Below are 15,311 nucleotides of genomic sequence, written 5' to 3' on the forward strand. Positions count from 1 at the left end.
CCATGAAACGCAGACTAGCCCTTAAGCAACTGACCGCCGTGAGCCTGTTGGCCATGTCCGGATGGATGCCGCAGGTATACGCCGCCGAGGACACCATCAAGGTCGGCATCCTGCATTCGCTGTCAGGCACGATGGCGATCTCGGAAACGTCGCTCAAGGACGTGGCCCTGATGACCATCGACGAAATCAACGCCAATGGCGGCGTGATGGGCAAGAAGCTCGAAGCCGTGGTGGTGGACCCCGCGTCGAACTGGCCGCTGTTTGCCGAGAAGTCGCGCCAGCTGCTGTCCCAGGACAAGGTGGCGGTTGTCTTCGGCTGCTGGACCTCGGTGTCGCGCAAGTCCGTGCTGCCGGTGTTCAAGGAACTCAACGGCCTGCTCTTCTACCCCGTGCAATACGAGGGCGAGGAACTGGAGAAGAACGTGTTCTATACCGGCGCCGCGCCCAACCAGCAGGCAATACCCGCCGTCGAATACCTGATGAGCGAAGACGGCGGCGGCGCCAAGCGCTTCGTGCTGCTGGGCACCGACTATGTCTACCCGCGCACCACCAACAAGATCCTGCGCGCCTTCCTGCATTCCAAGGGCGTCAAGGACAGCGACATCGACGAGGTCTATACGCCCTTCGGCCATTCCGACTACCAGACCATCGTCGCCAACATCAAGAAGTTCGCCACCGGCGGCAAGACCGCCGTCATCTCCACCATCAACGGCGACTCCAACGTGCCCTTCTACAAGGAGCTGGGCAATGCCGGCCTGAAGGCCACCGACGTACCGGTGGTGGCATTCTCGGTGGGCGAAGAGGAACTGCGCGGCGTGGACGCCAAGCCGCTGGTGGGCCACCTGGCGGCGTGGAACTACTTCCAGTCGGTCAAGAACCCCGTCAACGACGCCTTCATTCAGAAATGGAAGGCCTATGCCAAGGCCAAGAACCTGCCCAACGCGAATACGGTGGTGACCAACGACCCGATGGAAGCCACCTACATCGGCATCCACATGTGGAAGCAGGCGGTGGAACAGGCCAAGACCACGGACGTGGACAAGGTGATCGCAGCCATGGGCGGCCAGAAATTCAACGCGCCCGACGGCTACACCATCGAAATGGACAAGACCAACCACCACCTGCACAAGCCGGTCTACATCGGCGAGATCAAGGCGGACGGCCAGTTCAGCGTGGTGTGGAAGAGCAAGGGTCCGATCCGCGCCCAGCCCTGGAGCCCGTACATCCCGGGCAACGAAGGCAAGCAAGGTCTCTAACGCACCGGGAACAAGCAGCCATGCGCATCGCGGCATTCGCACTCTACTTGCGTCGTTTCCTGCTGGCATGGCTGGTGTCCCTGCCGCTCGCGGCCGCCCCGGCGGCGGCAAGCGGCGTGGACCCAGCCCTGCTGGCGCCGCTGGCCGGCGACGACACGGACGCCAAGCTCCAGGCGATTGCCGCGCTGGGCCAGTTGCCCGAACCCGAAGCGGCAGCGGTGCTGCAGGCGCTGGGCGAGGACCGGCTCTATGCCGCCAATGACGGCCGCGTGCTGATCGGCAAAGGCGGCACGCGCGCCATCGATGCGGCGACGGGCGCCGCCGCGGAGCTGCCCGCGGACGCGGGCGCCATCGGCATCAACAACCGCCTGCGCCGCGCCATCGAGGCCGCGCTGGCGGGTTCGCGCCTGTATTCCGAGCAGCCCGCCGAGCGCCTGGCTGCGGCGCGCCGCCTGCAGCAGACCGGCGACCCGGCGCGCCTGCCCATGCTGGAAAAAGCATTGGCATCGGAAAGGAACGAAGCCGTGCGCGACGCGTTGCTGATCGCGCAGGCCAACCTGGAGTTGAAAAGCAGCGATCCCGCCAAGCGCCGCCATGCGGTCGAGGTGCTGGGCGCCACCCGCAACGCCGCGTTTCGTCCCACCCTGGCCGCGCTGGCCGAGGCGCGCGACGGCGTTTACGCCGAACCCGATGCCGGCGTGCGTGAAGCTGCCGGCCGCGCGCTCAAGCAGATCGACCGCCACCTGGCCACCATCGAATGGGCCGGCAATCTGTTCTACGGCATCAGCCTGGGCAGCGTGCTGCTGCTGGCGGCGCTGGGCCTGGCCATCACCTTCGGCCTGATGGGCGTCATCAACATGGCGCATGGCGAACTGCTGATGATAGGCGCCTACGTGACCTACGTCGTGCAGACGGCGTTCCGCGCCTGGCTGCCGGGCTGGCTGGACTGGTATGTGCTGGCGGCGCTGCCGCTGGCCTTTGCCGTGACTGCGCTGGTCGGCATGGCGCTGGAGCGCACCGTCATACGCTGGCTCTATGGCCGGCCGCTGGAAACGCTGCTGGCCACCTGGGGCATCAGCCTGATCCTGATGCAGGGCGTGCGCACGCTGTTCGGCGCGCAGAACGTGGAGGTGGGCAATCCCGGCTGGATGTCCGGCGGTGTCACGGTGCTGGGCGGACTGGTGCTGAGCTACAACCGCCTCGTCATCATCGGCTTCGCCTTCTTCGTGGTGTTCCTGGTCTGGGCGCTGCTGAACCATACCCGCCTGGGCCTGTTCGTGCGCGCCATCACGCAGAACCGCCGCATGGCCGACTGCGTGGGCGTGCCCACCGGCCGCGTCGATATGCTGGCCTTCGGCCTGGGCTCCGGCATCGCCGGGTTGGCCGGAGTGGCGCTGTCCCAGCTGGGCAATGTGGGGCCGGACCTGGGCCGCGGCTACATCGTCGATTCATTCATGGTGGTGGTGCTGGGCGGCGTGGGCCAGTTGGCCGGCACCGTCATCGCCGCGCTGGGCCTGGGCGGCGTCAACAAATTCCTGGAGCCTTACGCGGGAGCCGTCATGGCCAAGATCACCATCCTCGCGCTCATCGTGCTGTTCGTCCAAAAGCGGCCGCAAGGCCTGTTCGCCCCCCGCGGCCGGAGCGTCGAATGAAACAGAACGCGCTGACTGACCTGAATCTGCTGACCCGCCGCCCGCTGTACTCGGGCCGGGTCTGGGCGGCCCTGGCCGCGGCCGTGGCGCTGCTGGCGCTGCTGCCCCTGCTGAATCTCGCTTTCCCGCCTGGCCATGCGCTGCATGTGTCGGCCTATGCCGTGGCGCTGCTGGGCAAGTTCATGTGCTACGCCATGGCGGCGCTGGCGCTGGACCTGGTGTGGGGCTATGCCGGCATCCTGTCGCTGGGACACGGCCTGTTCTTCGCGCTGGGCGGCTATGCGCATGGCATGTACCTGATGCGCGCCATCGGCCGCGACGGCGTCTACCAGAGCGACCTGCCCGACTTCATGGTGTTCCTGGACTGGAAGAGCTACCCCTGGTACTGGTCCTTTACCGAGCACTTCTGGTACGCCATGCTGCTGGTCGTGCTGGCGCCTGGCGTGCTGGCCTTCGTGTTCGGCTACTTCGCCTTCCGCTCGCGCATCAAGGGCGTGTACTTTTCCATCATCACGCAGGCGCTGACCTTCGCTGCGATGCTGCTGTTCTTCCGCAACGACACCGGCTTTGGCGGCAACAACGGCTTCACCGACTTCAAGCGCATCCTGGGCTTCGACATTACCGCGCCCGGCACGCGCGCGGCGCTGTACTGGATCACGCTGGCCGCGCTGGCGGGCGCGCTGGTCCTGGCGCGCGCGGTCACGCAGAGCAAGCTGGGCCGCGTGCTCACCGCCGTGCGCGACGCCGAGAGCCGGCTGCGCTTCATCGGCTACGACCCGCTGGGCTTCAAGCTCTTCGTCTGGACCCTGTCCGCGGTGCTCTGCGGCATCGCCGGCGCGCTCTACGTGCCGCAGGTCGGCATCATCAACCCCAGCGAGATGTCCACCGAGACCTCGATTGAAATGGTGATCTGGGTCGCCACCGGCGGACGCGGCACGCTGGTCGGCCCCATCATCGGCGCGGGCGCCGTCAACGGCCTGAAGACCTGGTTCACCAGCGTGCTGCCGGAATTCTGGCTGTACGCGCTGGGCCTCATCTTCGTGCTGGTGACGCTGTTCCTGCCCACCGGCATCGTCGGCCTGGCGCGCCGCATCTCCGCCCGCATCCAGGGGAACAAGGCATGAGCAGCACGCACATCGAATCCGCCGCGCTCGACGGCGGCCCCAGCGGCGATGCCGGCTACGGCCGCGTCAGCCCCAAGGGCCTGGACACCAGCCACGGCGCCATCCTCTACCTGGAAGGCATCACCGTCAGCTTCGACGGCTTCAAGGCCTTGAACGACCTGACGCTGGACATAGGCGTGGGCGAGCTGCGCTGCATCATCGGCCCCAACGGCGCGGGCAAGACCACGATGATGGACGTCATCACCGGCAAGACCCGGCCCACGGCGGGAACCGCCTACTTCGGCCAGAGCATAGATCTCACCACCCTGAACGAAGCCCAGATCGCGCATGCCGGCATCGGCCGCAAGTTCCAGCGGCCCACGGTGTTCGAGCAGCACAGCGTGTTCGAAAACCTGGAGCTGGCGATGAAGACCGACAAGCGCGTGCGGCCCACGCTGTTCGCGCGGTTGAGCGGCGAACAGATCGATAAGATCGGCGAGACGCTGGACCTGATCCGGCTGCGGCCCGAGGCGGCGTTGCCCGCCGGGCTGCTGTCACACGGACAGAAACAGTGGCTGGAGATCGGCATGCTGCTGATGCAGGAGCCGCAACTGTTGCTGCTGGACGAGCCGGTGGCGGGCATGACCGACGCCGAGACCGAACGTACCGGCGAGCTGCTCAACGAACTGCGCGGACGCCATTCGCTGATGGTGGTGGAACACGACATGGACTTCGTCAACCAGATCGCGGGCGACGGCAAGGTCACGGTGCTGCACGAAGGCTCGGTGCTGGCCGAAGGACCGATGAGCAAGGTGCAGGCCGATCCGCGTGTCATCGAAGTCTATCTGGGGCGCTGAGATGCTGGACGTGAACGCGATCGACCAATACTACGGCGGCAGCCACACGCTGCGCGGCGTCTCGCTGTCCTTGCGCCAGGGCGAATGCCTGGCGCTCTTGGGGCGCAACGGCGTGGGCAAGACCACCCTGCTCAAATGCGTGATGGGCGTGCTGCCGGTGGCGCACGGCAACATTGCCTTCGACGGCGCGGACGTCACGCGCCTGGCGCCGCACCAGCGCGCCGCGCGCGGCATGGCCTATGTGCCGCAGGGCCGCGACATCTTCGCCCGGCTGACGGTGGAAGAGAACATCCTGATGGGCATGGCGACCAAGCCGGCGGCGCGCGCCCGCCGCATCAAGGAAGAGGTGTACGAACTGTTCCCGGTGCTGCGGACCATGCTGTCGCGCCGCGGCGGCGACCTGTCCGGCGGCCAGCAGCAACAGCTGGCCATCGCCCGCGCCCTGGTGGCCGAGCCCAAGCTCATCATCCTGGACGAGCCCACCGAAGGCATACAGCCGTCCATCATCAAGGACATCGCCCGCGTCATCCACATGCTGCGCCAGCGCGGCGACATCGCCATCCTGCTGTGCGAGCAGTACTTCGACTTCGCGCGCGAACTGGCGGACCATTTCGTGGTGCTGTCGCGTGGCGTCGTGGTGGCGCGTGGAGACCGCGCCGCCATCGACGGCGAGGACGTGCGGCGGCATCTGTCGGTCTAGGACGGATACGAAATCGCATTTTTCACCGAGGGTCTCTGGACGGCGGCCCCAACTGCTCCGATATAATCGGGCGCCATGTGCTCCGCTGCCTACCTGACCCGCCCCGCCGTGTGGATCGCGCTCGTCGCGATCCTGTGGGCGTCGTTGGCGCCGTCGCTGGCGAATGCGCTGAGCCTGTCTCCGGCCAGCCACAACGCCCATCGCATCAGCGTCGACTTCTGCACCAGCGAAGGCGCGGGGCAAGCCTCCCTGACCCTGGAGGTGCCGGGCGGCAACGATAACGGCACCCAGGCGGACAGTCACGGCGACAGCCATCACTGCCCGCTGTGCCGCAACCCCAATGCCGACGTGGGCATACTGCCCACGCCTGTTCCCGTCGTGCCTGCTCCTCTCGGGCGCGCCATCACCTATCCGCCGCTGTTCTTCCTTGCGGCGCATCCTCTTCATGCCTGGAGCGCGGCCCAGCCGCGCGCACCGCCAGCGGTCTGAGCCTGCGCGCCCCGTCGCCTGATGGCGATCGCTGCGCGCCGGTACGCCGTCACCCCATCGCCACGTTGCGTCCGCGCCTCCCGCGCGTGCGCACGCGTGCCGCCATTCAGGCTCATGCGCTCCGGCCAGTCCCGTCCGTTCCAGGCGGGGACTTCCTGGCGCGCGGGCCGGACCACCGGTTCCAGACATGAAAAAAACCACGACCTACACCCTGCTGCTGGGCGCGCTCGCCAGCGGCTCCGCCCAGGCCCTGACCACGGAACCCGCCGTGCCCACCCTGGCGCCCACCACCGTGCACGGCGCCGCCGCCGAAGAGCCCGCGCCCAACGGCCCCATCGACCTGAACGTACGCGACAGCACCGGCAGCCGCCTGGGCCTGACCCTGCGTGAAACGCCGGCCAGCGTCACCGTAATCTCGCGCGAACAGATCGAGGCGCGCGGATCCTTGAACACGCAGGAGATCGCCCGTGGCATCCCTGGCGTGGACAATGCCTCGCCGCCCGGCAACGCGGGCGCGGTCAGCTACCGCGGCTTCGCTGGCGGCCAGGTCTCGCAGCTGTTCAACGGCATTTCCGTGCAGTACGACTCCATCGCCGCGCGGCCGGTGGACAGTTGGATCTACGACCGGGTCGAAGCCATCGGCGGCCCCTCTACCTTCCTGTTCGGCGCGGGCGCGGTGGGCGGCGCCATCAACTACGTCACCAAGCTGCCCGAGCGCGACACCTTCTACGACGGCCAGCTGCGGGTGGGATCGTTCGACAGCCGCCAACTGTCGGTGGGGCTAAACCAGCAACTGGCGGGCGAACCCGGCGGCCGCGGCCACTATCTGCGCATCGACGCCAACACCGGTTCCAGCCACGGCTGGGTCGATGGCAACCATTCCCGCGCCAGCCAGGTCGCCGCCTCGCTGCTGTCCGACCTGGGCGCGGACGTGACCCAGACCTTCGCCTTCGAGTACCAGCGCGAACAGGTCGACCGCCCCTACTGGGGCACGCCGCTGAAAACCGACGCCAACGGCGTGGTGCAGGGCACGGGTCGCATCCTCGATGGCACGCGCTTCAAGAACTACAACGTCAACGACGGCCTGTACGAGCAGTCGGTGCTGTGGGCGCGGTCGCTGACCGAATGGCGCGCCGGCTCCAATCTGACCTTCAAGAACACGCTCTACTACTACCGCGCCGAACGCGATTACCGCAACCTGGAAAACTACCGGCTGAACGCCGGCAACAGCCTGGTGCTGCGGTCCGGGGCGCTGTTGCAGCGCCACGAACAAAGCCTGATCGGCAACCGCGTGGAAGGCCTGTACCGCTCCACCCTGGCCGGCCTGCCCAGCGACTGGTCCTTCGGCGTGGACGTCAGCCAGAACAAGATCACGCGCTATCCCACCAGCCTGCCCGGCCAGGTCGACGCGGTCGATCCCTACGACTTTTCGCCCGGCGATTTCTACGACATCCCCGGCATGAAGCGCGGCCACGTCGCCGACCGCGACAACCGCATCCGCACGCTGGCGCTGACCATGGAAAACCGCACCACGGTGCTGCCGGGCGTGGCCATCGTATCGGCATTGCGCAAGGACTTCATCGACCTGGACCTGACCAATCGCCGCGCCGTCACCGCGGCCTCGCCCGCCAGCGCGCAGCGCAGCTACTCGCCGCTGACCGGGCGGCTGGGCGTGAACTGGGAGCTGAGCCCGGAGGCCTCGCTGTATGCGCAGTACGCCACCGCGGCCGATCCCCCCTCGGGCATCCTGGCCACCGCCTCGTTCGCCGACGTGCTGAACAATGACAAACTCACCACCGGCAGGCAGGCGGAAGTCGGCGGCAAGTTCAACTTCTGGGACGGCCGCGGTTCGGCCACCGTGGCGCTCTACGAGATCAAGCGCAAGAACATGGCGACCTCGGACCCGAACAACCCCGGCGTGAGCGTGCCCGTGGGCGCGCAATCGGCGCGCGGCATCGAACTGGCCGGCGGCCTGCAGCTGACGTCCCAGCTGTCCTTGCAGGGCAACGTCGCCTTCGTCGATCCCAAGTACGACGATTTCTCGCAATCCGTGGGCGGCGTGGCGGTCTCGCGCAATGGCAACGTGCCCACCAATACGCCGCGCCGCCTGGCCAACGTCTGGCTGGACTATGCCTTCCTGCCCGACTGGACCGCCAGCATGGCCGCGCGCTACGTGGGCCGCATGTACGCCGACGCCGCCAACAGCGTCTGGACGCCGTCCTACACCGTGTTCGACGCGGCGCTGTCGCACCGCATCAACCGCAACCTCAGCGTAACGGCCCGCGTGCGCAACCTGACCGACAAGGTCTACGCCGCGAACGCGACGCCGACCATGTACTACCTGGGCGCGCCCCGCTCGTTCGAGCTCACCTTGCAGGCCCGCTTCTGAGCGGCGTGCCAGGACAGACCGCCATGAACACGACGCTCCCCCCCTCGACCCGCCATCGCGCCGGGCCGCCGCTGTCGGCGCGCGCCAAGCGCTGGCTGTACCTGATCCATCGCTGGGCAGGCATCGTGCTGTGCCTGTTCTTTGCCATGTGGTTCATCTCTGGCGTGGTGATGATGTACGTGGGCTATCCCAAGCTCACGCCGCAGGAACGCCTGGCGCACCTGCCCGCGCTGGATTCCGCGGCGATCACCGTCACGCCCGCGCAGGCGCTGGCGGCGGCGGGCGCCAAGGACGCCGCCGGCATGGTGCTGGCCGCCGCGCGCGGCGGCGCGCCGGTCTACGTGATTCCCGGCGAGGCGCGGCGCGCACCCAGGATGGTGGACGCCGCCAGCGGCGCGCTGTTGCCCCCGGCCGACGCCGCCACCGCGCTGGCCACGGCGCAGGCCTGGTCCGGCGGACAGCACGCCGCCCGCTATCTGGGCACGGTGGACGAAGACGCCTACACCCATTCGCGCGCGCTGGGTCCGGACCGGCCGCTGCACCGGGTGGACCTGGACGATCCCGGGCATACGCGGCTCTACATCTCGTCCGCCACGGGCATGGTGGTGCTGGACGCCACCCGCGCCGAGCGCATCTGGAACTACGCCGGCGCCTGGATCCACTGGCTGTATCCATTCCGCGGCAATGCGCTGGACGGCTGGTGGCACGACATCGTGGTGTGGCTGTCGGTCGCCGGGGTGCTGCTGGCCTTGACGGGCACGGTGGTCGGCATCCTGCGCTGGCGCTTCTCGCGGCCCTATGCCAGCGGCAGCCGCTCGCCCTACCGCGAAAACATGATGCGCTGGCATCATTTGAGCGGCCTGCTGTTCGCGGTCATCACCATCACCTGGATCTTCAGCGGACTGATGTCCATGAATCCGTGGAAGCTGTTCAGCACGGGCGCGCCGCCCTTGGCGCAGGCGGCCTATGCCGGCGCGCCGGGGGACACGCTGGCCGCGCCCGGTGAGCTGATCGCCGCCCTGCCGGCGGCGCCGCGCGAATTGCGCTGGGCCCGCGCCGATGGCCAGGACGTAGTGCTGGCGCGCAGCGCCGCTGGCGCCCCGCTGGTGCTGTCGGCCGGCAACGCGCAGCCCCATGCGTTCGACCCGGCGGCCTTGCGCGCCGCCGCCGCCCGGCTGGTCCCCGGCGCCCGGCTCGCCAGCGCCGAAACGCTGCAGGCCTACGACTTCTATTACTACGCCCGCGACGAACACGCGATGCTGGGCCATGTCGAGAAGCCGCTTCCCGTCTGGCGGCTGGCCTATGACGATCCCCAGGCGACCTGGGTCTATCTGGACCCGCGCACGGGACAGATCGTGAGCCGGCAGGACAGCGGCGCGCGCACCAGCCGCTGGCTGTTCGCCTTCCTGCATAGCTGGGACTGGACCGGCCTCCTGGCGCGCCGCCCGCTGTGGGACGTCCTGCTGGTGTTCCTGAGCCTGGGCGGCGCGGCGCTCAGCCTGACAGGCGCGGTGATAGGCTGGCGGCGGCTGGGCAAGAAGCTGCGCGCCTGAAGCGCGGGCGCGGATGCACTATGCTCACAGCCTTGCATGACGATCTACCGGAAAGAGGAGCTTCCATGTCCGACGTAACCATCTATCACAACCCCAAGTGCGGCACCTCGCGCAACACCCTGGCCATGATCCGCAACGCCGGCATCGAGCCGGAAGTCGTGCTGTATCTGGAAACGCCGCCCTCGCGCGCCACCCTGAAGGCGCTGTTCAAGAAGGCCGGCGTCAGCGTGCGCGAGGCCCTGCGTGAAAAGGGCACGCCCTATCAGGAACTGGGCCTGGACGACACGTCGCTCTCGGACGATGCGCTGCTGGACGCGATCGAGCAGCACCCCATCCTGCTGAACCGTCCCTTTGTCACGACGCCGCTGGGCGCGCGCCTGTGCCGCCCGTCGGAACTGGTGCTGGACATTCTGCCGGCCCCGCAGCAAGGCGCCTTCGCCAAGGAAGACGGCGAAGCCGTGATCGACGCGCAGGGCAAACGCATCCAGAAGTAAAAGGACGCGGTCCGCGGCCTTTTGTAAGCGGACTGACGGCTGGGATCATTACCATCGCGGCAATCGTTTCATTACGCCGCGATGACAATTCATGAATTCCCTTGAAAGCCTCAACCAGTCCCTTTTTCTTTCGATCAACGCCGACCCGGCCACCCCGATCTGGCAGATCCACGCCGCCATGCTGGTGGCGAACCGGCTGATCCTGCTGGTGCCGGCCGTACTGGCCGCCCTGTGGCTGTGGGGCGGCCGGCCGCAGCGCGACATGGCGCTGAAGGCGTTGGCCAGCATCGCCTTGGCGCTGTTCGCAAGCTACCTGTGCGGCGCGCTCTGGCCGCACGCGCGCCCCTTCGTCCTCGGCCTGGGACATGCGTTCTTCCCGCACAAGGCGACGTCCTCGTTTCCCAGCAATCACACCATCATCATCGCCACGCTGGCGTTCGCGCTGATCTACGACCGGCGCTGGGCCGGATGGGGCTGGCTGGCGCTGGCCGCGGCCGTCCTGGTCGGTGCCTCGCGCGTCTACCTGGGCGTGCACTTCCCGCTGGACATCCTGGGCGGACTCCTGCTGGCGCCGCTGGCCGCCGGGCTGACCGCCATGGCATGGCGCCGCTGCGGCGAGCCCCTGACAGGCGCGGCGCAGGGCCTGTACCGCAAGGCGCTGGCCCTGCCGATCGCGCGCGGCTGGATCCGCGCCTGAAGGCGCGCCGCGCTCAGTTGATCGCGACCTTGGCGTCCTTTACCAGCTTGGCGTAGTTCTCGGTATCCGCGCCGATGCGCGCCTTCATCTCGGCAGGCGTATCACCGATAGGCACCGCGCCTATTTCCGCCATCCGCCGCGAGAAGTCGGGCGAACGGATGATCTTGACCATCTCGGCATTCAGGCGCCCGACCACGTCCGCCGGCGTGGCCGCCGGCGCCAGCACGCCGAACCAGGTCCCCATGTTGAAGGGTTTGAGGCCGGCTTCCTCCATGGTCGGCACATCGGGCAGCGCGGCCGAACGCTGATTGGTGGTGACCGCCAGCGCGCGCAGCTTGCCGCTCTGGATGTGCGCCAGCACCGGCGTCACGGTGTCGAAGGACATGTCGATCTGGCCGCCCAGCAGGTCGGTCGTCAGCGGGCCGCTACCCTTGTAGGGCACATGCAGCAACTGCACATGCCCTTCCTTTTCGAACTGCGCGCCGATCAGGTGTTGTCCCGTGCCCATGCCGTTCGAGCCATAGGTCAGCTTGCCCGGCTGGCCTTGCGCCAGTTTCAGCAGCGACTTCACGTCCTGCGCCGGCAGCTTGGGATTGACCACCAGCACGTTGGGCACCAGGGCCACGGTAGTCACCGGCGCGAAATCCTTCTGGAAGTCGTAATGCAGGCTCTTGTAGACGCTGGTGGCGATGGTGTGATGCACGGCGCCCATCAGCAGCGTATAGCCGTCGGGCGCAGCCTTGGCCACGTAATCCGCGCCCAGGGTGGAACCCGCGCCCGGCTTGTTCTCCACCACCACGGGCTGGCCCAGGCTCTTGGCGAGCTCCTGGCCCAGCGCGCGCGCCAGCACGTCGGTGGTGCCGCCGGCCGGAAACGGCACCACCAGGTTCACCGGCCGGGCCGGATAGCCCTGCGCCTGCGCGCCGCCGGCGATGGTCAGGCCCGCCAGGCAGGCCAGCGCCAGGACGCGCGCGGGTATCGTTCTCTTGTGCATGCTTGTCTCCTCGGTACGAATGGAATTCGCTTGTTGTCGTGGATCCCACGGCGGGCCTGGGGTCTCGCGCCCCGGTCCCGCTGCGGGTCTGCTTCGGGTCTGCTGCGGGTCTGCTACGCCTATGCGGCCTTGGCCCTGCCCGCAGCCGCCAGCTTCGCGCACACGGCTGCCGTGACCTGCTCCGTGGTGGCGGTTCCGCCCAGGTCGCCCGTATGCAGAGAGGGATCGGCGGTCACGCTTTCGATCGCCTGCATCAGCCGCGCCGCGGCCTGCGTCTCGCCCAGGTGCTCCAGCAGCATGACCACGGACCAGAAGGTGCCGACCGGGTTCGCCAGGCCCTTGCCCATGATGTCGAAGGCCGACCCGTGGATGGGTTCGAACATGGAGGGATAGCGGCGTTCCGGGTCGATGTTGCCGGTGGGCGCGATGCCCAGGCTGCCGGCCAGCGCCGCCGCCAGGTCGCTCAGGATGTCGGCGTGCAGATTGGTGGCGACGATGGTGTCCAGCGATGCCGGGCGGTTCACCATGCGGGCGGTGGCCGCGTCGACCAGTTCCTTGTCCCAGGCCACGTCCGGAAACTCGCGGCTCACCTCCAGGGCGATCTCGTCCCACATGACCATGGCGTGGCGCTGCGCGTTGGACTTGGTGACCACCGTCAGCAGCTTGCGCGGACGGGATTGCGCCAGCTTGAAGGCGAAGCGCAGGATGCGTTCGACGCCCGCGCGGGTCATGATGGACACGTCGGTCGCGGCTTCCAGCGGATGGCCCTGGTGCACCCGGCCGCCCACGCCGGAATATTCGCCCTCGGAGTTCTCGCGCACGATGACCCAGTCCAGCTGGCCCGGCGCGCAGCGCTTGAGCGGCGCGTCGATGCCGGGCAGGATGCGCGTCGGGCGCACATTGGCGTACTGGTCGAAGCCCTGGCAGATCTTCAGCCGCAAGCCCCACAGAGTGATGTGGTCGGGAATGTGCGGATCGCCGGCCGAACCGAACAGGATGGCGTCCTTGCCGCGCAGCGCGTCCAGGCCGTCGGCCGGCATCATCACGCCGTGCTTGCGGTAATAGTCGCCGCCCCAGTCGAAATCCTCGAACTCGAAGCTCAGGCCGCCGTCCCGGGCCAGTTCCTGCATGATGCGCTGTCCGGCCGGAATCACTTCCTTGCCGATGCCGTCGCCGGGGATGGTTGCGATGCGATAGGTCTTCATATGCCGACTGGGCTCCTTGCTGGTGGGATGCTGTCGGCACTGTACTGACGCCCGCGAGCGGCGGGCGCAATGGAATTCAAAACATCTTTTACCTGGAGTTGAAGGTGGCGCACGGGCGGGAAAAGCGAACGCGCAAAAAAACAGCGCCCGCATGTGGCGCTGTTCCAGGTAGCGGCCATGACCGGCCGCAGGCATGCAGCAATCAGCAGCGGCCGATGTTCAGGTCGGAGATCAGGTTGTTGAAATTCTGGCGCAGACTGTTGGCGTCGTCCTCGATGGTGGGACGCATCATCTTGAACGCACCGGTGCGCGCCGCGTCTTCCTTGTAGCGGCCATTGTTGGTGTGCTCCAGAATCTTGCGGCCGGAGGCCAGGAAGCCGTTGACGTTCATCATCATGCCGGTGCAGCCCTTGGCATCGGCCTCGCGCGTCTTCTTGTCGAAGCCCAGCGCCATTTCGTTCATCTTGTCCAGCTCCTGCTTGAAGGCCTCCTGGTCGGCGCCCAGGCCCTTGCCCTCGAACACGCCCGACGCCTTGTCCATCGTAGCCTTGCCGTAATAGACCATGCCGGCGCGGTAATAGGCGACCGTGTCCTTCTTGGCCTTTTCAAAGGCTTCCTTGGTGTTGGCCGTGTCCTTGATGGAGATGCCGCGGTAGAAGCCGTTTTCCGCCTTCACGACTTCGGTCAGCGCCGCGACGTAGGCCGGGCTCTTCTCGCGCGCCAGCGCGCCGTTGTCGGACAGGAAGGTCTTGGTTGCAGCATAGTTCTGCAGTTCATGGCTCAGCGGCGCCAGCTTGCCCAGCGCATCCGAGAACGCCTTGGCGGGCGCGTCAATCTCGGCGATAGGCGTCGACATCGCCAGCGCGCGATCGAGCTTCTCCTTGGTGCGCTGGATCGTCGAGTCGTTGCTGATGACGAAATCCTTGAGCGGCTTGCCTTCCTTCAGCGCCGGGACGGCGTAGGCCTCGTAGCGTTCCAGCGCCTGCTCGAACGTCGTGGAAATGCTGTTGGCGGTGTCGACGTACTGGTTGTACTTGATGATCTCGGACTGAGCGGTAGTCGGCTCGGACGCTTTCGCTTCCTTCTTGGCGCTGTCGTCGCCGCACGCGGCGAGCGCCAGCGTGACGGCCAGAACTGCGAACATGCGCAAGGGGCGCGGCATAAACATCTTTGATTCCTGTTGCGGGTTGCTCTGAAGGGGACGCATGATATGCCCTCCAGATGCTTAACACGCTACAAATCTATTCAACCCTGTCACAAGAATTTTCAAGCCATCTCTGCTCGTGATCCAGCAACCAGCGCTTGCGGTGCAAACCGCCGCCGTAACCGGTCAGGGCAGCGTCCGCGCCCACGATGCGGTGGCAAGGCACGACGATGCCGATGGGATTCGCCCCGTTGGCCGCGCCCACCGCGCGCACGGCGGCGGGACGCGCGATGCGGTGCGCCAGCGCGCCGTAGCTGATCGACTGGCCGCCCGATACTTCCCGCAATGCCCGCCACACCGCGCGCTGGAAATCGGTGCCGCCGGTGGCCACGTCCAGCGCGTCGATGGCGCGCACGTCGCCGTCGAAGTAGTCCAGCAGCGCGCGCCGCGCGGGCGACGCCTGGACCGCATCGCGCAATTCGACCTGCTGCTTGCGGTACTGCCTGCGCAACAGCAGGTGCATGCGCGCTTCGTAGTCTTCCCAATCGACCGCCCGCAGGCGCCGCTGCTCGTCGCTCAGGACCAGCATCAGGCCGATGGGCGTGGGAACGCGCTCAAGAAAGAAAGCCTGGGTTTGGACGGGCATGGCGGACTCCAGCGTAGGTGATCGACCGAAGCACTATAGGCGTTGACGCGGGCTCTGCGCTGGCGGTTTTCGGACAAGAATGCCGCATCCACAACACTGTCCGAAAACCGCTAGATCCAACGCTCGCCGCGG

At 67.3% G+C, this 15,311-nt stretch carries 14 protein-coding genes; 10 read left to right on the top strand and 4 right to left on the bottom strand.

Features of this window, described 5'->3' with window-relative positions; genetic code table 11:
• Positions 1–2 precede the first annotated feature (2 nt).
• The 10 genes from urtA to ACM1PE_RS21950 all read left to right on the top strand — a co-directional run bounded on the left by urtA (position 3) and on the right by ACM1PE_RS21950 (position 11,190).
• A complete protein-coding gene (gene urtA / locus ACM1PE_RS21905) occupies positions 3–1,256 on the top strand; it encodes an urea ABC transporter substrate-binding protein (RefSeq protein WP_059377801.1) in 1,254 nt (417 codons plus the stop codon).
• Positions 1,257–1,276: 20 nt separating this feature from the next.
• Positions 1,277–2,908, top strand: coding sequence for an urea ABC transporter permease subunit UrtB (gene urtB / locus ACM1PE_RS21910; protein WP_419340918.1), 1,632 nt, complete (start codon positions 1,277–1,279; stop codon positions 2,906–2,908).
• Complete coding sequence (gene urtC, locus ACM1PE_RS21915) at positions 2,905–4,032, top strand: urea ABC transporter permease subunit UrtC (RefSeq protein WP_059377789.1); 1,128 nt, start codon at positions 2,905–2,907, stop codon at positions 4,030–4,032. The genes urtB and urtC overlap by 4 nt, the downstream gene beginning before the upstream one ends.
• A complete protein-coding gene (gene urtD / locus ACM1PE_RS21920) occupies positions 4,029–4,868 on the top strand; it encodes an urea ABC transporter ATP-binding protein UrtD (protein ID WP_059377787.1) in 840 nt (279 codons plus the stop codon). The genes urtC and urtD overlap by 4 nt, the downstream gene beginning before the upstream one ends.
• Position 4,869: 1 nt before the next feature.
• Complete coding sequence (gene urtE, locus ACM1PE_RS21925; RefSeq protein WP_059377784.1) at positions 4,870–5,568, top strand: urea ABC transporter ATP-binding subunit UrtE; 699 nt, start codon at positions 4,870–4,872, stop codon at positions 5,566–5,568.
• A gap of 75 nt (positions 5,569–5,643) precedes the next feature.
• Positions 5,644–6,057, top strand: a complete 414-nt coding sequence (locus ACM1PE_RS21930; protein WP_251881010.1) for a DUF2946 domain-containing protein — start codon at positions 5,644–5,646, stop codon at positions 6,055–6,057.
• A 187-nt stretch (positions 6,058–6,244) separates the two neighbouring features.
• Positions 6,245–8,446, top strand: coding sequence for a TonB-dependent receptor (locus ACM1PE_RS21935; RefSeq protein ID WP_059377781.1), 2,202 nt, complete (start codon positions 6,245–6,247; stop codon positions 8,444–8,446).
• Between the two features lie 23 nt (positions 8,447–8,469).
• Positions 8,470–9,999, top strand: a complete 1,530-nt coding sequence (locus ACM1PE_RS21940; RefSeq protein WP_419340922.1) for a PepSY domain-containing protein — start codon at positions 8,470–8,472, stop codon at positions 9,997–9,999.
• Positions 10,000–10,064: 65 nt separating this feature from the next.
• Positions 10,065–10,493, top strand: coding sequence for an arsenate reductase (glutaredoxin) (gene arsC / locus ACM1PE_RS21945; protein WP_419340924.1), 429 nt, complete (start codon positions 10,065–10,067; stop codon positions 10,491–10,493).
• Positions 10,494–10,584: 91 nt separating this feature from the next.
• On the top strand, positions 10,585–11,190 hold the full coding sequence (locus ACM1PE_RS21950) for a phosphatase PAP2 family protein (RefSeq protein ID WP_059377774.1): 606 nt from the start codon (positions 10,585–10,587) through the stop codon (positions 11,188–11,190).
• 13 nt (positions 11,191–11,203) lie between these two features.
• Here ACM1PE_RS21950 and ACM1PE_RS21955 read toward each other — a convergent pair whose 3' ends face one another.
• The 4 genes from ACM1PE_RS21955 to ogt form a co-directional block, all read right to left on the bottom strand.
• Entirely contained in the window at positions 11,204–12,184 is a 981-nt protein-coding gene (locus ACM1PE_RS21955; protein ID WP_251881005.1) for a Bug family tripartite tricarboxylate transporter substrate binding protein, read from the bottom strand.
• Positions 12,185–12,303: 119 nt separating this feature from the next.
• Positions 12,304–13,389, bottom strand: a complete 1,086-nt coding sequence (locus tag ACM1PE_RS21960) for a tartrate dehydrogenase (RefSeq protein ID WP_059377770.1) — start codon at positions 13,387–13,389, stop codon at positions 12,304–12,306.
• 202 nt (positions 13,390–13,591) lie between these two features.
• Positions 13,592–14,557 carry a DUF3829 domain-containing protein gene (locus tag ACM1PE_RS21965; protein WP_419340927.1) on the bottom strand — a complete coding sequence of 322 codons (966 nt, stop codon included), beginning with the start codon at positions 14,555–14,557 and terminating at the stop codon, positions 13,592–13,594.
• Positions 14,558–14,630: 73 nt separating this feature from the next.
• Positions 14,631–15,179: a methylated-DNA--[protein]-cysteine S-methyltransferase gene (ogt, locus tag ACM1PE_RS21970; RefSeq protein WP_118934820.1), complete on the bottom strand. Its 549-nt coding sequence runs from the start codon at positions 15,177–15,179 to the stop codon at positions 14,631–14,633.
• Positions 15,180–15,311: the final 132 nt, after the last annotated feature.

It is taken from the genome of Achromobacter sp. PD1 (assembly GCF_048541815.1).
In the GTDB taxonomy this organism is placed as follows: domain Bacteria; phylum Pseudomonadota; class Gammaproteobacteria; order Burkholderiales; family Burkholderiaceae_B; genus Achromobacter; species Achromobacter bronchisepticus_A.

Excerpts from the sequence above, each read along its gene's own strand:
- urtA (WP_059377801.1), top strand. The coding sequence starts at position 3 with ATGAAACGCAGACTAGCCCTTAAGCAACTGACCGCCGTGAGCCTGTTG.
- urtB (WP_419340918.1), top strand. The coding sequence starts at position 1,277 with ATGCGCATCGCGGCATTCGCACTCTACTTGCGTCGTTTCCTGCTGGCA.
- urtC (WP_059377789.1), top strand. The coding sequence starts at position 2,905 with ATGAAACAGAACGCGCTGACTGACCTGAATCTGCTGACCCGCCGCCCG.
- urtD (WP_059377787.1), top strand. The coding sequence starts at position 4,029 with ATGAGCAGCACGCACATCGAATCCGCCGCGCTCGACGGCGGCCCCAGC.
- urtE (WP_059377784.1), top strand. The coding sequence starts at position 4,870 with ATGCTGGACGTGAACGCGATCGACCAATACTACGGCGGCAGCCACACG.
- ACM1PE_RS21930 (WP_251881010.1), top strand. The coding sequence starts at position 5,644 with ATGTGCTCCGCTGCCTACCTGACCCGCCCCGCCGTGTGGATCGCGCTC.
- ACM1PE_RS21935 (WP_059377781.1), top strand. The coding sequence starts at position 6,245 with ATGAAAAAAACCACGACCTACACCCTGCTGCTGGGCGCGCTCGCCAGC.
- ACM1PE_RS21940 (WP_419340922.1), top strand. The coding sequence starts at position 8,470 with ATGAACACGACGCTCCCCCCCTCGACCCGCCATCGCGCCGGGCCGCCG.
- arsC (WP_419340924.1), top strand. The coding sequence starts at position 10,065 with ATGTCCGACGTAACCATCTATCACAACCCCAAGTGCGGCACCTCGCGC.
- ACM1PE_RS21950 (WP_059377774.1), top strand. The coding sequence starts at position 10,585 with ATGAATTCCCTTGAAAGCCTCAACCAGTCCCTTTTTCTTTCGATCAAC.
- ACM1PE_RS21955 (WP_251881005.1), bottom strand. The coding sequence starts at position 12,184 with ATGCACAAGAGAACGATACCCGCGCGCGTCCTGGCGCTGGCCTGCCTG.
- ACM1PE_RS21960 (WP_059377770.1), bottom strand. The coding sequence starts at position 13,389 with ATGAAGACCTATCGCATCGCAACCATCCCCGGCGACGGCATCGGCAAG.
- ACM1PE_RS21965 (WP_419340927.1), bottom strand. The coding sequence starts at position 14,557 with ATGTTTATGCCGCGCCCCTTGCGCATGTTCGCAGTTCTGGCCGTCACG.
- ogt (WP_118934820.1), bottom strand. The coding sequence starts at position 15,179 with ATGCCCGTCCAAACCCAGGCTTTCTTTCTTGAGCGCGTTCCCACGCCC.